The following is a 16,819-nucleotide window of genomic DNA, read 5'->3' on the forward strand; positions in this document are numbered from 1 at the left end:
ATGTCACTCTGGGATAATTACTCAGCAGTTAGGTCGCATAGCGTCCTGATATGTTCAAAACTTCAGAAAGAAGACTATGTAGTTCAGCCGGTGGTGGATGTTAGTCCGCCGAAGTGGCATCTTGGACATACCACCTGGTTTTTTGAAACCTTCATTCTTATTCCTAATGCTTTCGGCTATCAGCCTTTTAATCCGGATTATAATTATGTCTTCAACAGTTACTATGAAAACATAGGCGCGAGAGTGATCCGTACGGACAGGGGCAACCTGAGCAGGCCAACGGTAGATGACGTGTTTCAGTACAGAGCTTATGTTGATGAGGCGATGGAAAAATACCTGCCGGCATTAACTGATCCTCAGATTCTGGAATTGGTGGAGCTGGGATTAAATCATGAGCAGCAGCATCAGGAATTGTTATGGTATGATATCAAATATATTCTGGGTCATAATCCGCTCTTTCCGGAATATGCCTCAGATAACATCGAATCCGGTCTGCTGAATACTGAAGAGGGATGGCTAGATTTTACTGAAGGTGTTTACGAGGTGGGTCATCAGGGGGAGAACTTCCACTTTGATAATGAATTGGGCAGACACAAAGTATATATCCAAAACTTCAGCATTTCCACACGATTGGTAAATAATGAAGAATATCTTGAATTTATCAAAGCCGGCGGTTATCAGGATTTCAACCTGTGGCATGCCGAAGCCTGGGACTGGCTATCTCAGAATAATGTTAAAGCCCCCTTATACTGGTACGAAGTGGAAGGGCTATGGCACCGTTACAGTCTTTCAGGTCTGGAAATCCTGAAGCCCGACGAACCTGTCTCACATATCAGTTACTATGAAGCGGCAGCATATGCGCAGTGGAAAGGCATGCGTCTACCTACAGAGTTCGAATGGGAGGTAGCTTCTGCAGAACTGGAATGGGGCAAGCTCTGGGAATGGACAGAAAGTGCTTATCTTCCCTATCCCGGATTCTCCAAAGCAGCAGGTGCTTTAGGAGAGTATAATGGTAAATTCATGGTCAACCAAAAAGTATTACGTGGCGCTTCCATTGCCACACCGGCACATCACAGCAGAAATACTTACCGCAATTTTTTTCACCCCAATTTACGCTGGATGTATAGCGGAATCAGGCTCTCAAAATAAATATGAATCAATTTCTCCAGGAGGTTTTACATGACCTCAGTCAGACACCAAAAACACTAAACTCTAAATATTTCTATGACGGGAAAGGCGATAAGCTGTTCCAGGAAATCATGGATTGCCCGGAATATTATCCTACAAATTGTGAGATGGAGATCTTCAGGGAACACACCAAAGATCTTGCAGTAACGCTGAAAAATGGCTTTAACACCTTCGACCTGGTAGAGATGGGCGCCGGAGATGCTACGAAATCCAGTTTTCTGTTAAAGGAACTTGTAGACATGAAAGCCGATTTCACTTACATGCCAATAGATATTTCATCTGCAATGATTGCACACCTGGAAGAATCCCTTCCTGAAAAGATCGAAGGACTTAAAATTGAAGGTCTGAATGGTGAGTATTTTCAGATGCTGGAAAAGGCAAATCAGATTTCATCCAGAAAAAAGGTGGTCATGCTTTTGGGTGGCAATATCGGGAATGAAACCCCTGAGAATGCAGTTGAATTTTGCCGTAAAATACGTTCCTGCCTGCAGGAGGGCGACCTGGTGCTGGTGGGCTTCGATCTGAAAAAGAATCCGAGAACTATTCTTGCTGCTTACAACGATGCCGCAGGATTTACGCGGGATTTCAATCTCAACCTGTTACACCGGATCAATAATGAGCTGGAGGGGAATTTTGACACCGAGCAGTTTGAACATTATCCTACCTATGACCCGGCAAGTGGTGCCTGTAAGAGTTACCTGATCAGCAGGATCAACCAGGAAGTTACGATCTCCGGACAGAAGTTTCTGTTTAAGGAGAATGAAATCATTGATATGGAAATCTCCCAAAAATACAGCCTTGAGGAAACTGAAACAATGGCGAGCCACACCGGTTTCAAAACTGTTACTCATTTCCTCGACCATAAAAAGTGGTTTGTTGATACTGTATGGCAATGCATATAAAATGTGATATCCTGATCTGTGGCGGAGGCCTTGCCGGTTTAAGTCTCCTGTACAGGGCGATGAAGCTCGGTATCTGGGTAGATCAGGAAATCATTGTGGTCGACCGCTCTGATAAAGCCGTAAATGATAAAACCTGGTCATTCTGGAATAAAGAAGATTCATGTTTTGATCAACTGATCAGACACCAATGGCCTGAGCTTTATTTTGTGTCTCACGATGGTACAAAAGTAGCTTTGAAAACTGGCGACTACACGTATAGCCGTATCAATAGTATCGATTTTTACGAACACGTGCTGGCGTATCTTCGTGAGTTTCCCAATATCACCTTCATTCAGTCTGAGATTTCTTCAGTGAGTTCTTCCGGTCAGCAATGTACCCTTCAAACCCCTGAGCACACCTATCTCTCAACTTATCTCTTTAATTCTGTTTACCATCAGCCAGCACCGGTTCCGGGTGTTCAGTATTTTTTACAACACTTCAAAGGCTTGAGGATCAAAGTTAAAAATTCGCTGTCCAGGCCTTCAGAAGCGATACTCATGGATTTCAGAACGGGACAGCAAAATGGAACCACCTTTCTGTATGTCTTTCCGATGGCTTCGGATGAGCTTTTTATCGAATATACGCTGTTTTCAAAATCAGTGTTGCCAATGGAGGAATACGAGCGTGAGCTGCGGAAGTATATTCATGATGTACTGAGAATCAGTGATTATGAAATTCTCGAGGAGGAATATGGAGTAATACCGATGACGGATCATCCTTTCCAAAGGTTTGAAGATAATATCGTTCATATTGGTACTGCCGGAGGAGATACCCGGGCAAGCACTGGTTATACTTTCACAAATACCCAAAAAACCATTGGAAAAATCCTGCAGAGTTTCCAGTCTGAAGGACATCCCTTTTTTAAGAACGAGAACATTGGCCTGAAACAGCAATTGTATGACGCTACTTTACTCAATGTTCTGGCAGAACGTCGGTATGAGGGGCATCAGCTTTTTGCAGATCTTTTTAAACAGGCTCCGGCATATCGCATTTTTGCTTTTCTGGATGGAGAAACTTCGCTGTTGCAGGATCTTTTTATCATGAAAAGCCTGAGAGTCTGGCCATTCCTCAAATGTTTTGTTGCCGCTGTTGCTCACAGGGTCACCGCTTCTTCTTAATCTTCCACTGTCCTCGGAGATTGATCATCATATAGTCATGTTGTAACATCTATTCATCTATCGGGAAATACCGATGTATATTCGTGTGATCGAAATAAAAAAGAACAGATATGAATACAGATAGCTTGTTTCAGCCCTTTAAGCTGAAAACATTAAATATGAAGAACAGGATAGTGATGGCACCAATGACCCGTGCTTTCTCTCCGGATGGAATTCCAACTCCTGATGTGGCCGAGTACTACCGTAAGCGTGCAGCTGGAGATGTAGGACTAATTCTTTCTGAAGGAACGGTAATTGACCGTCTGTCGTCCTCAAACGACGGCAATATTCCACACTTTCACGGTGATCAGGCACTTGCCGGATGGGATAAAGTAATCAGGGATGTTCATGGCGCTCATGGTCAGATGGGACCTCAGATCTGGCATATGGGTATCATGGCTAATCATCATTCAGGATGGTTGCCACCTGCGGAGTTTGAAGGTCCTTCGGGTTTTGTGAATCCTGGTGAGAAAAAAGGACAGGCAATGACTGAAAAGGATATTACAGACGCTATTCTGGCTTACGGAAAGGCAGCTGCAGATGCCAAAAGATTGGGATTTGATTGTGTGGAAATACATGGTGCCCATGGTTATCTGATCGACCAGTTTTTCTGGGATGCTTTAAATCAGCGTACTGATCAGTATGGCGGTGCAACACTACCCGAACGCAGTCGTTTCGCTATTGAGGTAATCAAAGAGGTGCGCAGACAGGTAGGTGAGGATTTTGCTGTAATCATTCGTTTGTCGCAGTTTAAACCACAGGATTACAACTACAAACTGGCAGCTACAGCACAGGAAATGGAAGCATGGCTCAACCCTCTGGTTGATGCAGGAGTTGATATCTTACATTGTTCACAGCGTCGTTTCTGGGAGCCTGAGTTTGAAGGTTCTGACCTGAATTTTGCAGGATGGGCTAAAAAGCTGACCGGTGCAGCTACGATCACAGTAGGATCAGTAGGTTTGACAGGTGAGTTTATGGCTGCTTTCAGGGGCGAAGCCTCACAGCCGGCATCACTTGATGAACTGGTGAAAAGAATGGACAGGGGAGATTTTGATCTGGTTGCAGTTGGAAGGCCTTTATTAGCAGATCCTGACTGGGTGAAAAAGGTTCAGCAGGGACAAGTTGATGAACTGAAAGGCTTCAGTAAGGAAGCTCTTGCCACCCTGGTTTAAACCTTAAATTATATAAGAAATGGAATCGTCTTATCTTTTAAAATTATCTGCTGCACAACAGGAATCTTTAGCACAGCAGCCATCAGTATCTGCAGAATTGCTTATCACTGCTATCCATGATCATGCAGAGCAGATCGGTTATATGCTGCAGGCTTACTTTCCAAAAGAGAAAGTGAGCAGGGTAGCGGTTGTTCCCGGTTCAGTTGTGATTCAGGAAGCTGGTCTTGCTACTTTGCAACTGGAATTTGTTAAGGAAGAATATAATGCCTGCAGTGCGATTGATACTGTGTTGAAAGATAAGATGCGTATCACCCTGGCTTTTAACAGAGATGCTGGAGTTTTGAAATTAACAGGAGAAAACTGGCCTGAACTTTAAGTATTCCGTTTTCTGTAAAAACCCTTATCAAGCAAAAAGCCCCGTTCAATGATGAACGGGGCTTTTTGCTTGATAAGGATTGTATACTAGTATAAAGTAAATTCTACCCTTCTGTTTTTCTGACGTCCGGCTGCTGTTTTGTTGGTAGCAATCGGCTGGTTAGGTCCGTAACCTGTAGCTTCAACACGTGAGGCGTTAGCTCCCTGAGAAACCAGGTAAGATTTAACCGCTTCAGCTCTGTCTTTTGATAAGCTTAAGTTTAAGGCCATAGAACCAGTGTTATCAGTATGTCCTGCTAATTTCAGGCTGAAGTTTTTCTCAACCAATAAAGCGGCAACTCTGTTTAATGTAGTGTATGAAGTCGCTTTGATCGTAGATTTACCTAAGTCGAACTCCAGGTTTCTGATTGCTTCGCTTACTACTTTACGATCTGATTCTGTGATGATCACTTTTTCCCTGATCACAGGTTTAGGCGCTACCAGAGGACAACCTGCTCCATCAACAACTGTATTTGCAGGAGTACCGGCACATTTGTCGAATTTGTTAGCTACACCGTCCATATCGTCATCGCCCATATCTTTAGCATATTGTTCCTGATCTCTCAGTCTGTTCTGCTCAGAAGTTGACAATGCTCTTCTTAACTCAGCACTTTCAGCTGCACTTTCCTCGCGGATAGCGGCGATAGGGCTATAATTCTGTAATTGTGAAGTTCCTTTTTTACCCAAAGCGATCTCCACACCAGCGTGTGCATAAGAAAACTTATCATTTGCTGCGCCACGCACACCATCGAAGTTGTTCGTTTTCATGAAGCTAACTGTATATCCTAAATCGATGTTTACACCTTTGGATACACCCAGTTTGAAACCAGCTCCAACTGGTACAAACCAGTTTTCGTTGTAGCCTGTGCTGGCTCCCGCAGGTGTGTTTTGTACATTCGCACTTGACGACATGTAACCCGCACCTGCAGTAACATAAGGTGATAAGAAGTTACGTTTCTGGTTTAAGCTCAGGTTAGCGATAGTGAAGTTAGCGCTTAATGCTGCCGACCAATCGATTTTTGTTTCAAAGCTGCTGTTATCCTGTGCTGCACTTGGCGAAGGTAATGAGTTAGCCCTGAAGCCTTTTACCTTACCTGCAAGGAAGTCTGCCTGAATACCAAATCCCGGAAGGATTTGTTTCTTGATATAACCTCCGTATCCCCAGCTCTCCTGTGGTGTGCGGAAATCTCCATTGCTGCTTCCGTTGAATGGCGTATAGTGAGTTAACATACCACCATTTAAGCCAATCGACCAGGTGCGGAAATCTTTTTTGTCAAAACGTTTAGTGGTGTCAGAATTCATATCCTGAGCGAATAATGAAGTTGATAACCCTACTAAGGATAGTATCAACGCCGATTTTGTAATTTTTGAGTTCATTTTATTTGTTGTTAGATATTAATGCATTCAGTGTTGTACTGAATGATTTGCTATACGAAATAATCCTGCCAAAGCCAGAATTGCATCATTATATCCTTCAAATCTCTTCATTATGAAGTGGTTACTATGTCTGCATAATTTATATTGCGGTTTGACTTTTCGCTTTTAAAATTCAGTTTACTGTATAGTATTTGCTACAAAAGACCTGTTTTTGGGTAAAATTTAACCGTGACTTCATGTTTTGTTTATATGAGGTATCCTGAATAAATACTTTTCGAAACTGTCATCAGATTCATAAATTCTGATAATTTTGTGCAGCAAAGGCGCTGAAACGATTACGGCCAATATTTTGCATGACGATATCTATGAATTTGAACAATGTTGATCTGAGCAATTGCGATAGGGAACCCATCCATATTCCAGGAAAAGTACAATCACACGGTTTTCTGCTTGCAGTTGATAGTGAATCTTTACTGATCACCTATGCAAGTGAAAATACTAAAGACTATATAGCTGTAGAAGCCAAAAACCTTTTGGGAAAACCTTATGATAATTTCGAAGAGCTTGCCGGTTTAAATATCAAAAGCGGACAGTTACTCCAGATGATTCATCTGGGCGGAGTAAAGAAAGATTTTGGTTCCATCAATCCCTATCCGGTGCAGATTGATGAGGCCGACTTCTATATGATCATTTCCGCAAGCGGAAAGTCTTTTCTGATAGAATTTGAAGCTGCAACATTGGAATATGATATACAGAACCAGATTGGCAAATCCGTTTCAGAAATTCTTGGCGGCAAGAGCCTGAAATCTCTTCTGCACAATACGGCGAAGGAAATCAGAGATATCATACACTATGACCGTGTTATGATCTATAAATTTTTGGAAGATGGGCACGGTGAGGTTATTGCAGAAGTTAAGAATGATGATCTGGAGCCTTTCTATGGATTGCATTATCCGGCATCAGATATCCCCAAACAGGCCAGAGAGCTGTATAAACTTAATTATACCAGGATTATTGCTGATGTGAATACAGAGAGCGCACCAATTCTGACGCTTGAAATTGACGAGCCACTTGACCTTACACATTCTGTGCTCAGGGCAGTTTCTCCGATACATATTCAGTACCTGAAAAATATGGGTGTCGAATCCAGTTTCAGTATCTCCCTGATTGCTCATGGTGAGTTATGGGGCTTAATTGCCTGTCATAATTATAGCCCTAAATTTATCGATTACAAAGCAAGGGAAGGTTCTGCGTTAATAGGCAAAATCGTTTCATCAGCATTGGAGTACAGGGAAGATGAAGAGCATGAACAGCAATCAACCAGCTACCAGTTGGCCATGAGTCTGATCAGCCTTCATTTGACTAAAGATGAAGACCTGGTTTCGGCACTTACCGGTCAGGAATATACTATAAAAGATATTGCAGGTGCTTCGGGTGCTGCTGTATTATATGATAATGAAATCTCAACCATTGGTGTTACGCCAAATCAGCAGCAATTAAGAGAGTTGTTCGACTGGTTGAAGTTTACCATGGATGATGCGATATACTATACGCACCGCTTACCAGAAGTTTTCCCCAGTGCAAAAGCATACAAGGAAGTTGGGAGCGGTATCATAGCGGCCATGGTTTCTAAAGATATGGACGAGATCGTGGTTTGGTTCAGACCTGAGCAAATCACTGAGATCCATTGGGCAGGGAATCCTGAAAAGCCTGTGGTGCTATCGGAAAATGGCCTAATGAACCTCTCACCGAGAAATTCTTTTGAGACATTTTCCCAGCAGGTTGAAAATACAGCGCTGAAGTGGACCAAAACCGAAGTGTCTAATGTGATGAAGCTGCGCGAAAAAATCATCAATACCATTAACAAGAAAGCTGGCGAGATCAGAATCTTGAATGAACGCCTCAGACGTGCGTATGAAGAACTGGACACATTTAGCTATACCATATCTCATGATCTGCGGACTCCACTCACTTCGATTAAGAGTTACACAGAATTAGTGATTATGTCAAATAAATCTTTAGATGAACAAGGAAAGAATTTACTCAAAAGAGTAGTAGCCGGTGCAGATAAAATGAATTTCCTGATCAATGAGATCCTAAAACTTGCAAGAGTGGGCAGGGCAGAGGTGGAATTTGCTGAGCTGGATATGGATAAGATCGTGAAAGATAGCGCAGCTGAAGCAATCATGGCTATGAAAGCGCAGAAGGTTTCACTTACTTTTGGCGAGCTCCCTTCAATAATGGGCTCTCCGGTGCTCATCAGCCAGATTTTTTCCAATCTGATTGGCAATGCTGTAAAATACAGTCTTGTAAAAGAGCATCCAGCTGTACACATAGAAGGTGTGAAGGAGGAGGAAGAAGTTGTTTACAAGATCCAGGATAATGGTATCGGTATCGACATTGGTCATCGTGATAAAGTTTTCGAACTCTTCAAAAGGATGGAGAATGTTAAGGATATTGAAGGCACTGGTGTTGGTCTGGCAATTGTAAAACGTATTGTAGAGAAGCATAATGCAAGAATATGGTTTGAAAGCGAACTGGAAGTTGGCACAATTTTTTATATAGCATTCAAAATTTAAGATATGATAATGCCCCCGGATATATTTTACGTAGAAGACGATCAGGATTTTGCATTTATTATGCAATATGCGGTGAAGGAAGTAAGTGAGGATTTAACGGTAAGTATTGCTGAGGATGGGAATGCCGCAATAGCAACGCTGCAGCGTTTCGCCGAAGAAAAACATAGGCCCAGATTGATTTTGCTGGATTTGAATTTACCTGGACTCTCAGGACTTGATGTATTAAAGCGTATCAAGGAAATTCCTTTTTTCAAATATGTACCTGTAATACTTTTTTCTACATCTGATGACATCAATGACGTGAGAACATCACTTGAAATTGGTGCGAATGCTTTCCTTACCAAGCCCAGCGGCTATCACAACCTGATTTTGTGTGTACGATCGCTCTATGATTTCTGGTTTACCCAGAACAGAAGTATCAATTAATATAATCACTCTTATTACACCAGGCTTTCATGCTTCAGGAAAAATTAAAGTCGGCCACAAGTGCCCATCACGATGAGCTCGAAAATTTGATGTTTGTTCAGCAAATTATGAACAAAACACTGACACTCGAGCAATATAAAACTTTACTGGCAACCAACTACGTTGTTCATGCTGCTATAGAATCCAAATTACATGAGGCTTTGGATGATGATATCAAGGAGAGTCTTGATATCGAAAACAGGGACAAACTTTCTGCTCTTGAGCAGGATCTGAAGGAGATGAATATGGACAAGGCAGATCTTGACGCGTTAGATATCGATTTTCTGCTGAAGGATTACAATAATTCTTCTTCATTGGGTGCAATGTATGTGCTGGAAGGAGCTACCCTTGGGGGGCATGTGATCCAGAAAAAACTTCGTGCAAATCCTGCATTCGAAAACCTGAGCTTAAACTATTACAATGTGTATGCACAAAATCTTATGCCCAAATGGCTGAGTTTTGTGAATGTTTTGAATACTACCGTTCCTGAAGAGGAACATCAGCTTGCTGAGCATAGTGCTGTTGATATGTTTGAGCACATCGCCCAGGTATCAAGAAGTGTTAAAAATATTTTATAATTCAAACACTTCGCCTTTTTCAGGAATAGCTACTTCATAACCTGCTTCGCGTATTGAAGTGGCTAAGATTTCCTGGCTTTTACCTTCACCATGTACCAGAAAGACCTTCTTCAGAATGGCAGGGTTCTGCTGAGTCACGTTGCTCATTAGGTCATCATGATCGCCATGTCCGCTAAGGAGGTCTGTCTGTTTGATGGTGGCAAATACCATCAGGTCGCGGTGTCTCAGTCTTACGATAGGATCTCCACGCAGTAAGCGGTTTCCAAGCGTTCCCTTGGCACAGTAACCTATAAATAAGATGGTGCAGTAATAATTCTGGATATTGTAGTACAAATGATCCTGTATACGGCCACCTTCCAGCATACCTGCTGAGGAGATGATGATACAGGGTTCATGGTAATTGGAGATGGAGATACTTTCCCTTTTGTCCTGCACATAGGATAGTTCTTCAAATTCGAACTCATCGCCTTTGCGTTTATAAAAATCCTGTGATTCTTCGTTGAGCAGATGATGGTATTTGCGGTACACATCTGTGGCGAAACTGGCAAGTGGGCTATCTACAAATATCTTCACCGGGGGGAGGAGCCCCTCACTAAAGATCTTGTTCAGTGAGTATACCAGTGCCTGAGTTCTGCCGATACTAAAGGCAGGAATGATCAGCCTTCCGGGGAACTTCACACAGGTGTCGTTTATTGTTTCGATGAGTTTGTCCTGAAGCGTCGTATCTTTACTATGTACCCGGCCCCCATAGGTAGACTCAGATACCAGATAATCTACCGCAGGAATCGCCTGCGGATCTACGAGAACGGGATAGTTTTTACGGCCAATGTCTCCTGTAAAGGCGATCCTCTTTTCTTTTCCTTCATCCTGCAGGGTAAGTACTATTGCTGCCGCTCCGAGGAGGTGGCCTACAGGTATAAATCTCAGGGAGATCTTTGGGCTTAGGTTGAAATCTTTATCAAAAGCTATCGTTACAAAGCGTTCTACAGTGTCTGTTACATGTTTGTGCAGGTACAAAGGTTTTGGACCGGAGCCTGCTCTTTTACCCTTACCTCTTTTATTTTGCTTGCTCAGAAAAATATTAACGGAATCCATGAGCAGCAACTCTGTAAGATCTGCAGTAGGAGGGGTACAGAGGATTTGTCCCTCGAAGCCCATTCTTACAAGCGTCGGAAGATTTCCAGAGTGGTCGATATGAGCATGAGTTAATATCACTACATCAATATCTGAAGGTTCGAACGGAAAGTACTGGTTTTCTTCCTGATAGGTGCCCTTTTCGTAATCCAGTCCGCAATCTATCAGGATATTATAGTCTTCCGACTGAAGTAAATGCATACTTCCTGTCACCTGCTTCGCTGCGCCCCACACTGTTAATTTCATCTCTCTGTATAATGTATCTTTGAAAACTTCGCCTGAACTGCTCCCATGCAATACAATGGGGGCTGGCAGATCAGCAATATATCATTTTTAAAGGTAACCACAGCCACTTCCATAAAATTGATTGATTCAAATTTCCTATTTTATTGTATCACAAGAGGATTCAATTTCACTTCAAAGTTGTAATTAAATTTTTGATTAACCATAAAACTGTCTACTTGTTTCCATGATAATAGTTCATCTTTAAACTGGGGTAGTTCCATACCTGATTGCCTTGCGGCATCGGTGTAAAATACTGCACGACTCGGATGCTCAGGGGAGCAGGCATTAAATGTTTCTCCGAAAGCGCGATTTTCAAGGATCTTCAGAGTGATGCCGATACAATCTGACAGGTGGATCAGGTTTACCGGCGCCTGTCCGTTTGGAATATCGGATTTTCCGGCAAAAAACCTCCCTGGATTTCTGTCTGGCCCTATCAGTCCTCCGAATCTGATCACGGTAGTGCTGAAGCCGCTATGTTCTTTCAGCAGATTTTCTGCAGCTAAGATAGCTTTCCCGGAATCAGTGTCTGGCAGAGGGACTGAAGATTCATCAACTTTGTCATTGTGGTCACCGTAAACAGAAGTGGAGCTAATGAAGATTACATTTTCAATACTTGTTCCTGAAGCAGCATCTGCTATCTTTGCAATCTTCTTTAGATAGGTATGCTGTTCTGCACTGCTTCGTTTTGGGGGTATACAAATGATAAGCGTGGTGCTATCGAAAAATGCAGGATCAAAATTCTCTTCCTTATCCTGAAAACTCACCAGATATGGCTCAATGAAGGATTCTTTCAATGCAGGATATTTTTCCGGACTGGTGGTTGATCCCTTTACAGTATAGCCTGACGCAGCCAATTTTTTGCCGAGTGCCAGGCCATACCATCCGCAACCAAGGATACTTATCGTTTTCATGAGATGATTTAGTTTTTATTCATAAAAAAAGGGGCAATGCAGATGCATTTACCCCTTTTTAATTTTTTAACGAATGCTAATTAAATAACAGTTACATTAGAAGCCTCAGGGCCTTTTTTACCGTCGTTCAATTCGAATTCTACATTATCACCTTCATTCAGTTCTCTGAATGAGTCACCTGCAATTGCAGAGAAATGTACGAAAATATCTTTTCCTCCATCTTCTGGAGTGATGAAACCAAACCCTTTTGCAGAATTAAACCATTTAACTTTTCCTGTTGTACGCATATTATTATTATAAATTTCGGTGTGAAAATAATCAATAGAATACTAATATCCAAAATCTAAATCGGTTAATCTTTCGTAAAGAGCAGATTTTAACAAACCAGGGGGAGTTTATTTTTGTTATAACATCATATAACCTATAGATGATGGCAAATATGAATCAAAAAGTAGTCACTGATCAGGATAAAAAAATTAAAACCGATTTAGCTGAAGAGGATAAAAACACGAATCTGGGATTAGATGCAGATCATTCATCTGATGATACCCGCTACCATGTTAACCTCAATAATGACAATGACAGGATCTCTCATAATCCCGATGGTGAAGATGATGATCGGGACAGTACAGAAGAGCGGGGATGGTCTCCGTTGATGGATAAATAGTGCTGTTTTAATCTTGGCATCATTTTAGTAAATAGTGATATATTATTAATTCTCTAACTAAAAAAGATACACGATGAAAAAGTTAATAGCAATATTTGGAGTTGTCCTGGCCATGTCGGCTTGTTCCAATGCTAAAAAAGAAGAAGCAATCAGACAGGCAGCTATAAAAGCAACAAGAGATAGTATGAGGGTAGATAGCTTCCAAAAAGCTGAAATCGTCAAAAAGGAACTTGCAGTTAAAGAAGCAAAAGAGGCTGAAGAAAAAAGAGTACTTATGCTGGCTGAAGCGAGGGCTGCTGAAAATGCACCTGCTGCAAGAATGGCTAGTCCTTCGTCGTCCACTACGACGACGACAACTACACAAAAGAAAAAAGGCTGGAGTAGCGCTGCGCTCGGAACTGTAATCGGTGCGGGTGCCGGTGGTCTGGGTGGTGCCCTGATCGACAAGAAAAAAGGTAGAGGTGCCGTTATCGGTGGTGTAGCTGGTGCTGGTGCAGGTTACCTGATCGGAAGAGGACAAGATAAAAAATCAGGCAGGGCACAATAAGTTTCTCTGCTGATCTAATATATTTAAAGGCTATATCTCAGATATAGCCTTTTTTTATACTCATTATATTCTTGATTGTTGATACTTCTGTTTAAGAAGATATTCAGTTTGCTATTATCAGGGACTTAAGGAGGTACGGACGGGCTGTTGACAGGCTTAAAACACCCTTTTGAGCCTGTCAACAGCCTGTTAATAGCCCGTTAATAGCCTGTTAAGTGTACAGGAGATATATACCTGATAACAAGATAATGTGATTCTGTAGATAGTATCATTTAAATTATGCTTGGGTTGATATCTAATAAAAAAAGGCCCTTTTACAGGCCTGTTCTTATTTATCTTTTTCTGGAGGTGTAGAAACCTTTTCTGGAGGTGTCGAAACGATCTCGCCGAATTCATTAACGTATGCCAACATACTTTCCAGGTCTCCTCCTGATGAATTTTGCTGGCGTTCCAGTTTACGTTGCTCCTTATCTTCTTTTTTCTTCTGTCTGTTTTTCTCTAATTGCTTTTTCATGAAGGTTGCCTGAGACTTAGCCATAAATTTCCTTGATTTAGTTAAAAAATAACTCTTCTCTGATGTTTACTTGTTGAGGCGATCCTAAATATCAATCCAAGGATCCATCTAGCCTGAATAAAACTTAAATCCCGGACACCAACGGTAGGGGGTCAGGAGAAATTGAATCTAACCAATAGATTGATTAGCAAGTAAGTATTGAGAGAATAGTGTGTTTGTATTCCGTTCTCTGCAAAGATACAAAAAATAATCGGATTATTAGTCATTTACCACTGGCGTCGTCGGATGTTTACTGAGTGGTTTTGCAAAATATTGTTCTTTATGGTTAATAATTTGTTTATTGTTTAATAATTGTGATTTTTGTTCTTTTAAAAGTGTCTGATGATTTTTGTAATGAGTCTTATTTATTGATAATATTCTTATATTAATTAATATATATTAACTAATTAGGTTGTTAATGTGGCTAATTCAGCATTTTTAAACCATGTCAAAAATCAAAGATTTCCATTTTATATGTGTGTACAAAAATTCTCAATATGGGTAATTCATACTCCTATGTCTATTGCGGGCTGTATTTTAAGAAAATCTACTTTTATAAAAAAATCCGTATAACACAGAATTACGTAGGTCAGGTTTTGCACTCCTAAAAGATGTATTTGGTTTGTATTTTGATCTTGGAAGGATTTTTTCAAACATACTTAAAAGTTCAATTGTTGTCTGAACATAGTTTTTGGCACGAGAATTATGAAATTTTGAAAAGTGGGGAATTATATTTGGAAATATTCGAATATTGTTGGTATTTTGTGGGAGTAAAACGATTAATTAACTTATTAGAAATTATTATTGATCTCCTATAGAGAAGAGCTGTAGTGAAAAACTTCACTAAAATTTGAAAGCCTCTTTATAGTTGAATTATTTATGATGAACGAGACTATTAAATCTTTACAATAACGCTGCTTTATGAAGTTACCTCTCCTTTCTGTTTTATTAAGGTCTGGTCGGTTGATATCCTTGATACAAGGGTATAAGCGGGGAGGTTTTTTGGTGAAGAAGGGTTTTTCCCTGGTTGCGTTTTTTATTCTTTTTTTTATTCCGTTTTTTGCATTTGCGCAGTTTCCTTATAAGGAGGATTTTAAAGGAGCCTCTCCAAAGTTATCAGATGTAGTTTTTGGAGGAGCACCTTCTGCTTATCTAACGGCTGGTACTGCCCCGCCGGGTGTAACGGATGCACCAAATGACAAGCCAGGAGAGGGATATTTGAGGTTAACAAATAATTTTGGCAATCAAAAAGGCTATGTCTTCTCTAATAATGTTTTTACCGGTAATTATGGACTCAATATCGAATTTGAATATTTTACTTATGGCGGTAATGGTGCAGATGGTATATGTTTTTTTCTATTTGATGCCGCGGTCACGGAAAATGATTTTAACATCGGTGGTTTTGGAGGCTCACTTGGTTACTCCCAATTAAATGGCGGACCGGGTGTGAGTAAAGGTTATTTGGGTATCGGGCTTGATGAGTATGGTAATTTCTCAAATCCGACAGAAAATAGACAGGGTGGTGATGGATTTATAGAGAATAGTGTCACATTACGTGGAGCTGGAGATGGTTTCCAAACTGATGGCAAAAATTACGCTTTTTTAAAAAGCTACCAAACTTCCAAGGGTAGTAGAAGTTTTAAAATCGCGGGAGGAGTGAGGGGTGCTGAGGAAAACAAAACTGGTTATCGAAAAGTAATTATCAATTTGATTCCGCGAAAGGGTGGCGGACTGCTGATTAATGTAAGTATTAGATACAATGATCAAATTACAAAAGTCATTACAGATTATCCATACGATGTGCCTATACCTGCCGCAGGTTTGAAATACGGGATTTCCTCTTCTACAGGAGGAAGCAATAATTATCATGAAATCAGGGGTTTAACATTGGGTGTGAATAGGGACCAGCTTAAGCAACCAACGGCCGGGAATGATATTATTGAAACTTGTCAGAATAATCCTATAAGCTATTTAATACTTAAAAATGACGATACTCCTAATGCAAATGGACCTATTAAGCTAGATCAAGTTGACTTAAATCCACAGACGCCTGAAATTGAGCAAAGTATTACTAAGGCTGGTATCGGGACCTATACATTTTCACAGGAGACTCAGGAGCTGACATTTACACCCGAACCTACTTTTTTAGGTACTGATGCGATCGAATATACTTACAGAGATTTTTACGATGAGAAGTCGACAATTGGGACGGTTACGGTAAAAGTTCTTACCCCAAGAATCACCTCTCAACCTCAGAGTGTTACAATTTGTCAAGGAGCTGACTTTAGCGCATCAGCCGTTGTCGATGAGGACGCTACTGGATTTCAGTGGATGTATTTAGTCCCTGGTGGAAAGTGGGAAGCTGTTAAGGATGGCAACGGAATTTCCGGGTCTACCACTAAAACCCTTATGGCTAAAGACGTGTCTGACATCGCAAATGGATACAAATACAGATTGGATGTTTTTTCGGCCAATTGCACTGTTAGCTCTAGTATAGCTACCTTGACAGTGAATCCCAAACCAGTTGCCGAGATTAATGGTAGTGTTCAGGTTTGTGCAAATTCAGGTTCTTCGATCATTACCTTGAAGGGTTCTAAGGGAACTGCTCCTTATACTTTCACTTATCAAAAAGTTGGTAGTGCAGAAGAAACCATAATTTCTGACAATAATGGAGTAGCAACAATCAGCCAGCCTAATGGTATAGTTGGTGCTTACGAATATAAACTGGTCAGTGTTAAGGATGCAAGTTCAACGGGATGTAGTTATGATGTAACGGGAAATGCCATTGTTCAGGTGAACCCGCTACCGACAGCAAGTATTGGCGGTGGAAAGGACGTTTGTGTAAGCACAA

16 protein-coding genes are annotated in these 16,819 nt (G+C 41.1%); 11 read left to right on the plus strand and 5 right to left on the minus strand.

The window, feature by feature from the left end; all coding sequences use genetic code 11:
• The 5 genes from egtB (at position 1) to OQY15_RS12545 (ending at position 4,834) form a co-directional block, all read left to right on the plus strand.
• On the plus strand, positions 1-1,149 hold the full coding sequence (egtB, locus tag OQY15_RS12525; RefSeq protein WP_265792098.1) for an ergothioneine biosynthesis protein EgtB: 1,149 nt from the start codon (positions 1-3) through the stop codon (positions 1,147-1,149).
• Positions 1,150-1,151: 2 nt separating this feature from the next.
• Positions 1,152-2,090 carry an L-histidine N(alpha)-methyltransferase gene (locus OQY15_RS12530; protein ID WP_265792099.1) on the plus strand — a complete coding sequence of 313 codons (939 nt, stop codon included), beginning with the start codon at positions 1,152-1,154 and terminating at the stop codon, positions 2,088-2,090.
• Complete coding sequence (locus tag OQY15_RS12535; RefSeq protein ID WP_265792100.1) at positions 2,081-3,247, plus strand: lycopene cyclase family protein; 1,167 nt, start codon at positions 2,081-2,083, stop codon at positions 3,245-3,247. Before OQY15_RS12530 ends, OQY15_RS12535 begins: the two co-directional genes overlap by 10 nt.
• A gap of 110 nt (positions 3,248-3,357) precedes the next feature.
• A complete protein-coding gene (locus OQY15_RS12540) occupies positions 3,358-4,458 on the plus strand; it encodes an NADH:flavin oxidoreductase (RefSeq protein WP_265792101.1) in 1,101 nt (366 codons plus the stop codon).
• A 19-nt stretch (positions 4,459-4,477) separates the two neighbouring features.
• Entirely contained in the window at positions 4,478-4,834 is a 357-nt protein-coding gene (locus OQY15_RS12545; RefSeq protein ID WP_265792102.1) for a hypothetical protein, read from the plus strand.
• An 86-nt stretch (positions 4,835-4,920) separates the two neighbouring features.
• Here the strand turns inward: OQY15_RS12545 and OQY15_RS12550 are convergent, their stop codons facing one another.
• Entirely contained in the window at positions 4,921-6,249 is a 1,329-nt protein-coding gene (locus tag OQY15_RS12550; RefSeq protein WP_265792103.1) for an OmpA family protein, read from the minus strand.
• Positions 6,250-6,614: 365 nt separating this feature from the next.
• Between OQY15_RS12550 and OQY15_RS12555 the strand changes: the two genes are divergently transcribed.
• Genes OQY15_RS12555 through OQY15_RS12565 form a run of 3 tightly spaced genes read left to right on the plus strand, consistent with a single transcriptional unit; the run spans position 6,615 to position 9,871 of the window.
• A complete protein-coding gene (locus tag OQY15_RS12555; RefSeq protein ID WP_265792104.1) occupies positions 6,615-8,828 on the plus strand; it encodes an ATP-binding protein in 2,214 nt (737 codons plus the stop codon).
• A gap of 3 nt (positions 8,829-8,831) precedes the next feature.
• Positions 8,832-9,254, plus strand: a complete 423-nt coding sequence (locus OQY15_RS12560; RefSeq protein WP_265792105.1) for a response regulator — start codon at positions 8,832-8,834, stop codon at positions 9,252-9,254.
• A 29-nt stretch (positions 9,255-9,283) separates the two neighbouring features.
• Positions 9,284-9,871, plus strand: coding sequence for a biliverdin-producing heme oxygenase (locus OQY15_RS12565; protein ID WP_265792106.1), 588 nt, complete (start codon positions 9,284-9,286; stop codon positions 9,869-9,871).
• Here the strand turns inward: OQY15_RS12565 and OQY15_RS12570 are convergent.
• The 3 genes from OQY15_RS12570 to OQY15_RS12580 form a co-directional block, all read right to left on the minus strand.
• Positions 9,866-11,251 carry an MBL fold metallo-hydrolase gene (locus OQY15_RS12570; protein ID WP_265792107.1) on the minus strand — a complete coding sequence of 462 codons (1,386 nt, stop codon included), beginning with the start codon at positions 11,249-11,251 and terminating at the stop codon, positions 9,866-9,868. The genes OQY15_RS12565 and OQY15_RS12570 overlap by 6 nt on opposite strands.
• 140 nt (positions 11,252-11,391) lie before the next feature.
• Positions 11,392-12,201 carry an SDR family oxidoreductase gene (locus tag OQY15_RS12575; protein WP_265792108.1) on the minus strand — a complete coding sequence of 270 codons (810 nt, stop codon included), beginning with the start codon at positions 12,199-12,201 and terminating at the stop codon, positions 11,392-11,394.
• Between the two features lie 80 nt (positions 12,202-12,281).
• Positions 12,282-12,488: a cold-shock protein gene (locus OQY15_RS12580; RefSeq protein WP_265792109.1), complete on the minus strand. Its 207-nt coding sequence runs from the start codon at positions 12,486-12,488 to the stop codon at positions 12,282-12,284.
• A gap of 152 nt (positions 12,489-12,640) precedes the next feature.
• Here OQY15_RS12580 and OQY15_RS12585 point away from each other — a divergent pair, with 152 nt between their 5' ends.
• Positions 12,641-12,868 carry a hypothetical protein gene (locus OQY15_RS12585; RefSeq protein WP_265792110.1) on the plus strand — a complete coding sequence of 76 codons (228 nt, stop codon included), beginning with the start codon at positions 12,641-12,643 and terminating at the stop codon, positions 12,866-12,868.
• Positions 12,869-12,941: 73 nt separating this feature from the next.
• On the plus strand, positions 12,942-13,415 hold the full coding sequence (locus OQY15_RS12590) for a glycine zipper 2TM domain-containing protein (protein ID WP_265792111.1): 474 nt from the start codon (positions 12,942-12,944) through the stop codon (positions 13,413-13,415).
• Positions 13,416-13,743: 328 nt separating this feature from the next.
• On the opposite strand, the gene OQY15_RS12595 is transcribed toward OQY15_RS12590, so the two are convergent.
• On the minus strand, positions 13,744-13,953 hold the full coding sequence (locus OQY15_RS12595) for a hypothetical protein (protein WP_265792112.1): 210 nt from the start codon (positions 13,951-13,953) through the stop codon (positions 13,744-13,746).
• A gap of 936 nt (positions 13,954-14,889) precedes the next feature.
• On the opposite strand from OQY15_RS12595, the gene OQY15_RS12600 reads away from it, so the two are divergent.
• Positions 14,890-16,819: hypothetical protein (locus OQY15_RS12600; protein WP_265792113.1), on the plus strand; the 1,930-nt coding region annotated here is incomplete at its 3' end.

The organism is Pedobacter sp. MC2016-15 (assembly GCF_026239695.1).
Classification (GTDB): domain Bacteria; phylum Bacteroidota; class Bacteroidia; order Sphingobacteriales; family Sphingobacteriaceae; genus Pedobacter.

Bases quoted from the DNA above. Each gene is read 5' to 3' on its own strand.
- OQY15_RS12585 (WP_265792110.1), top strand. From the start codon at position 12,641: ATGAATCAAAAAGTAGTCACTGATCAGGATAAAAAAATTAAAACCGAT.
- OQY15_RS12560 (WP_265792105.1), top strand. From the start codon at position 8,832: ATGATAATGCCCCCGGATATATTTTACGTAGAAGACGATCAGGATTTT.
- OQY15_RS12580 (WP_265792109.1), bottom strand. From the start codon at position 12,488: ATGCGTACAACAGGAAAAGTTAAATGGTTTAATTCTGCAAAAGGGTTT.
- OQY15_RS12530 (WP_265792099.1), top strand. From the start codon at position 1,152: ATGAATCAATTTCTCCAGGAGGTTTTACATGACCTCAGTCAGACACCA.
- OQY15_RS12545 (WP_265792102.1), top strand. From the start codon at position 4,478: ATGGAATCGTCTTATCTTTTAAAATTATCTGCTGCACAACAGGAATCT.
- OQY15_RS12555 (WP_265792104.1), top strand. From the start codon at position 6,615: ATGAATTTGAACAATGTTGATCTGAGCAATTGCGATAGGGAACCCATC.
- OQY15_RS12590 (WP_265792111.1), top strand. From the start codon at position 12,942: ATGAAAAAGTTAATAGCAATATTTGGAGTTGTCCTGGCCATGTCGGCT.
- egtB (WP_265792098.1), top strand. From the start codon at position 1: ATGTCACTCTGGGATAATTACTCAGCAGTTAGGTCGCATAGCGTCCTG.
- OQY15_RS12570 (WP_265792107.1), bottom strand. From the start codon at position 11,251: ATGAAATTAACAGTGTGGGGCGCAGCGAAGCAGGTGACAGGAAGTATG.
- OQY15_RS12595 (WP_265792112.1), bottom strand. From the start codon at position 13,953: ATGGCTAAGTCTCAGGCAACCTTCATGAAAAAGCAATTAGAGAAAAAC.
- OQY15_RS12575 (WP_265792108.1), bottom strand. From the start codon at position 12,201: ATGAAAACGATAAGTATCCTTGGTTGCGGATGGTATGGCCTGGCACTC.
- OQY15_RS12535 (WP_265792100.1), top strand. From the start codon at position 2,081: ATGCATATAAAATGTGATATCCTGATCTGTGGCGGAGGCCTTGCCGGT.
- OQY15_RS12550 (WP_265792103.1), bottom strand. From the start codon at position 6,249: ATGAACTCAAAAATTACAAAATCGGCGTTGATACTATCCTTAGTAGGG.
- OQY15_RS12540 (WP_265792101.1), top strand. From the start codon at position 3,358: ATGAATACAGATAGCTTGTTTCAGCCCTTTAAGCTGAAAACATTAAAT.
- OQY15_RS12565 (WP_265792106.1), top strand. From the start codon at position 9,284: ATGCTTCAGGAAAAATTAAAGTCGGCCACAAGTGCCCATCACGATGAG.